Annotated in this window: 8 protein-coding genes; all 8 read right to left on the minus strand. The window is 34.9% G+C overall.

Features of this window, described 5'->3' with window-relative positions:
* Nucleotides 1-139 precede the first annotated feature (139 nt).
* Nucleotides 140-412, minus strand: a complete 273-nt coding sequence (gene nadS / locus AC25JC_RS17195; RefSeq protein WP_004676016.1) for a NadS family protein — start codon at nucleotides 410-412, stop codon at nucleotides 140-142.
* Entirely contained in the window at nucleotides 405-725 is a 321-nt protein-coding gene (locus tag AC25JC_RS17200; protein ID WP_002126330.1) for a type II toxin-antitoxin system RelE/ParE family toxin, read from the minus strand. The genes nadS and AC25JC_RS17200 overlap by 8 nt, the downstream gene beginning before the upstream one ends.
* 96 nt (nucleotides 726-821) lie before the next feature.
* Nucleotides 822-1325 carry a hypothetical protein gene (locus tag AC25JC_RS17205; protein ID WP_016803256.1) on the minus strand — a complete coding sequence of 168 codons (504 nt, stop codon included), beginning with the start codon at nucleotides 1323-1325 and terminating at the stop codon, nucleotides 822-824.
* A gap of 1 nt (nucleotide 1326) precedes the next feature.
* Nucleotides 1327-1950: a hypothetical protein gene (locus tag AC25JC_RS17210; RefSeq protein ID WP_180109930.1), complete on the minus strand. Its 624-nt coding sequence runs from the start codon at nucleotides 1948-1950 to the stop codon at nucleotides 1327-1329.
* A gap of 5 nt (nucleotides 1951-1955) precedes the next feature.
* Complete coding sequence (locus AC25JC_RS17215; RefSeq protein ID WP_486924510.1) at nucleotides 1956-2507, minus strand: PAAR domain-containing protein; 552 nt, start codon at nucleotides 2505-2507, stop codon at nucleotides 1956-1958.
* Nucleotides 2500-2949, minus strand: coding sequence for a PAAR domain-containing protein (locus tag AC25JC_RS17220; protein WP_486924511.1), 450 nt, complete (start codon nucleotides 2947-2949; stop codon nucleotides 2500-2502). Before AC25JC_RS17220 ends, AC25JC_RS17215 begins: the two co-directional genes overlap by 8 nt.
* Before the next feature lie 569 nt (nucleotides 2950-3518).
* Nucleotides 3519-4124 carry a hypothetical protein gene (locus AC25JC_RS17225; RefSeq protein WP_486924512.1) on the minus strand — a complete coding sequence of 202 codons (606 nt, stop codon included), beginning with the start codon at nucleotides 4122-4124 and terminating at the stop codon, nucleotides 3519-3521.
* A 78-nt stretch (nucleotides 4125-4202) separates the two neighbouring features.
* Nucleotides 4203-4848 (minus strand): transposase family protein (locus AC25JC_RS17230; RefSeq protein WP_486924513.1); only part of this gene is annotated, 646 nt, incomplete at its 5' end.

Consider the following 4848-nt stretch of genomic DNA (forward strand, 5'->3'; position numbering starts at 1 on the left):
ATTGAACAAAGAAATTTAAATCCTGTGCTTGACTCTTGTAGTTAAAAACAGGACATTTTAAATGGTTTATCGCATAGACATTTTAATTGGTGAATAACACAAAAAATGGGAGCTAAGCTCCCATTTTTAATGCATTTTTTTAAATAAGGCTAGGATGTGCATCTAAGATTCGAATTAATGTTGCCGCTGGTCCTGTCGGATAGCGTCGGCCTTGTTCCCAGTTTTGCAGGGTGCGATGACTGATGTGGAGACGTGCAGCAAATTCGCTTTGACTTAAACCAGTTTTTTCTCGGACTTCCTTAATATCAGGTAATTCAAGTTCGGTTGTTCGACTTGCTTGGATCTCTTTGCGTTTGATTGCTCCAGCTTCTTTAATCGAAGCAACTAAGTCATCAAATAAGTTGTTATCCATGAAATTGCTCCTTCACGAGTTGGCGCAGAATGGCGGTTTCTTTATCCGTGAGATTATCTTTTACAGATTTTGGATAAGCCACCAAGAAAAAGATTTGATCATCCTCATTTACCCAATAGTAAATTACTCTGATACCGCCACTTTTGCCTTTATTACCTTGAGCGCAACGTACTTTTCGAATGCCACCGCCATTCTTGATCAAGTCACCTTTATCAGGCTGAACCAATAGATCTTGTTGAAGTTGACGATATTCCTCATCAGATACAAGGTCTTTGATTTGCTTGGTAAAGATGCTGGTTTCAATGAATAACATAGATTCTTTGTACGTCAATGGCGTATAAGGATTCTAGCAGTTTCTGTATCAAAAAACGAGAGCTGATAACTCTCGTTTCGTATAATCCGTATTATGTTAATTAATTACCTTCTCAAAATTATATGTTTTACAATCATATAAAGTATCTTTTGGTAGTTTACTATTTTCTAAATACTTCAATAAAAGTTCCTGTTTATGATTAATCCAATCAAAAGTATCTTTATCTGTAGGTAGTACCGCATTTGGATTTTTTTCTTTATATAATATTAAAAATTTGTTAATTAAGCAGTAATCATTTGCAATATGTGGTCTATATGTCATTTGTTCATTAACAGAAAATCCTTCTTTTCCTGCTTCCTCTAAGCCTTTCAGTGAAGCTATTTGAAATAAAACATGTCTAAATATAGTATCTTTTAGATCTATAGGTGTTTTTGAATCTAATTTATTAATAAGTTTCAAATTATAGGGTAAAAATGTTAGTACAACACTTGCTGAATGTTCTGCTTCCAATTGAGCAGCTTTAAGATTATCCTTATATTCATTAGCGAAACTACAGCTACTTAACTGAAAACTTAAGACTAATACCATTAATTTATTCATATTAATAACCTAATTTTTTATAGCTTTCATTCAATCCATCACCCTTATAAGTTCCATCTTTTCTAAGTAACTCTAACATTCCAGCATGATAATCTTGATTAAAAACTTTTTTATACATAGCCCTATTAATCGTTAAAGGCCCTTGATTTTCAACTAATTGCCTTGTATCTACCACAGTTTTAGCAACACTAATCTTATCTTTGACATCTAAAATTAATTGAGCAATATCATAAAACCCACCTATAGACTTAGTTGTTCTTAAAGCAAACGTATCAGACTGAAATTCTGCAACTAATTTTGCCGCGTCTTTAAGCGCATTTTGTCTCACATATTTTTGAAAATTAATATAATGTTGAGTATGAAAAGATGCTCTATACCACATTTCCTCTGGAACCTTATTCATATCATATTCAAGACCAAATCTAGCTGCTAGTAAGAGTTCAATATCATTAGTAACTTCTTCCCAATATTCCTTTGCCATCATAAAGTTATATGGTCTTGCCATATAATAACCAACAACTTTAATGTAAGAATTGCACAATGGAGCTGTTAATATTTTTGTAGGATCACAGGCTTTCTGCTCAACAGGCCAATCTACATTTTTTCCATTTATATATTGAGCCATTATATTTAATCCATTGGTGGTAGAGGTTTTGAAAGATCATAAGTTAAGAACTGAATATCTTGTGCTCTTGATCCAGTAGTTATTTCTTTTGTGTGACCATTTTCATCAGTCTCTCCTTCAATAACATTTCCATCAGGATCAACTAATTTATAATACATATTTGCTACGGGTTTATTAGAATGCTCATCTAATAATTGATAAACCATACCATGTATTATTTCTTGATTAGTTTCGACAAAACTATTTTTAATGGGAATAATACTCGAAGCAGCAGATGAACCATAAGAAGAACCACTATCACCAACGACATGGACTTGATTAGGCATTAAAGTTGCGCCACACGTGAACTTATCACCCACATAAGCGACAGCTTTCCCATCGAAAATCACATGATCATTGCTCTTAATCAAAGTTGACCAACATTTACATTTTGGACAGGCAAATCCATCACCAGCTCGAAGAAATAGATTCCCCATTTGTGAGCTACGTGACTGAGTTGAAATTACTACTCCACCATGGTCAGTGGTTGAACCATGAATACCAAAACCTTTAGACATTCTTTGAGTCTCCAAGAGTTGGATTCATAAATCCTTCAGGAATCATTGCATCATGATATAAACGTAAAATATGTGATGTGATCGGACTATCAATGATTTCATCGCCATTTTCTAATGGTGAACCAACGAGTGCCGCGGATCGATCATGAACAGTGATAGCACTGCCAGCGCCAGAGATAATTTTTGCAGTTGAACCATCAGCATATATGGCTTCATCACCAACTAGAGCTAAAGAAATGCCTTTGACTTTATAGGTGTCGGTAGAGGCTCTTATCACCCCACCTTTTTTTGTTTTAGCTCCATTAAATGCAGCATAAAATTTGGTATACGGTTTATGATCCCAATAGAGCTGTTCTGCTTGCTGAATCTTTTGAATATCATTTTGAGAAAGTTTTTTTAACTGCTCTTCTGGCAGTTGATGTAAAAAAGTAGGGCTAGTCATGCTAGATCCAATTATTTTAATTAAGTAAAGAATAACAAAAGAAAAAGTGAAGCAAAAATTAAAAATGTAATGGTTCAAATTTCTACTAAATATGAGTCCATTTAACATAATAGAGGTTATACCAAATGCTTTTTAAAATATCCTTGTTTTTCATGTAGTTAAATATTTTTCATCCCCCTGAAAAACCACAAAAAACCGACTTGGAAACAAGTCGGTTTCTTTTTGAGCTATTTTGATACTTCTTGCCAATAAAAATGATCAATATTTAATCAATTTGTCATTTTTCTCTGCGTTATCAAGCCAACGCTGGCTTAAATTATCCCCAATTTCTGCGGACAACTCTTGGGATAAAAATCCACCAATTTTGTACGCCTGAGCGCACATGAATTTAGGGATTTTGCGGATGTTCACAATCCCCTGTATTCAATATCATGAAGTCATAAGAGAACAGGATGTTCCGCAGAATAAAAATAAATAATCGCACAAGGATCGGCGGCACGACAGGAGTTATGCCAAGCGAACCAATACGAAAAAGCCCGACAGGATGTCGGGCTTTTTTATTAATTAGATTATTCCTCTATCAACTTAGCTGGAAGATCAAACTTCTCTAGGATTTTTTCTAACTGTTTAGCTTTTTCTTGTCCATCAATCACAATGAAATAATTATTTTCATAATAAAGATGAATAAGATACAGATTATGCTCTCTTAAATGATCTGCTATTTTTCCAGCAATGAGTGGATCGGTATCATCTAAAGGGGAAAATTCACTTTCGAAGTCTTCATCATCTTCGTGTGCTTCTTCCTCTTCTTCATATTTTTGAATAATTGAAAAGGCATCTTTTAAAGGTTTTTCTATATTTATATTTTTTGTTTTTAGAGGTAGTAAGTTATTAAATCCTTTTAAAATATATGGCATTCCCCAATCTTTTGTTTCGACAGAAATCATATAAGAGTCATCTAACCAGTTGTACAAAAAAGTAGTTATATCTTCTTCATCGAATGACTGCGGAATACTTATAGATTGTATTTCTGGTACTGCTAAGATTACTTGATCGTACAATGTTTTATTCATTTTTAGGAGCCGTTCTGTAGATTTTGAGCTTCCAGGCTCTTGAGCATATACGAAAGATACGCAATGAATACCTAAGATTAAGCACAATAATATTTTATTCATAGTTTTATTGAACGTTATTTTTTGTGTTATTCCCCAATTAAAATGTCTATGCGATAAACCATTTAAAATGTCCTGTTTTTAACTACAAGAGTCAAGCACAGGATTTAAATTTCTTTGTTCAATAACAACTTTCTGAGCTTTACGACTCGGCATACTTTTCTTGAGACGGGAACGTTTATTCTGTTTCTCCAATTCCTCATGTTGCTGCTGGATATGGGCCAGGACCGAACCTAATCTTTTATTCTCAACCACTTCATTCTGCTGTAGTCCAGCCAGTTTATTGAAGACGCTATAGTTGATCTTCCGTCCTTCATGCATGATTGCCACAGTACCATCCGGGTACTCCAGAAGTGAAATGTATTGCCCAGCAAGCTTATGATTCAGCTCTGTCGGTTCAAGCATATAAATACACTTGTCATAGGTCAGAGTCAGATTCTTGGTGACCTTACGCGGTTCCTGCCAGGTAAAAATATCATCCAGTTCAAGATCAGATTCGGTTAATGGCCGATGCAGGTTCTTTGAGTTTCGCGCACATTTGGCGAACTTCTGATTGAACTGCTCAATAAAGCAGGGTAACCATATATTGGCCTCTGCAATCGAACCGATGCCTTCCAGGCGCATCTCTTTGATCAGACGGTCCTGAAGGGTTCTGTTGGCACGTTCCACACGACCTTTGGCTTGGGGTGAGTTGGCAAAGATAATATCGATGTTCAAATTATTCAGA

The organism is Acinetobacter sp. P37 (assembly GCF_057480965.1).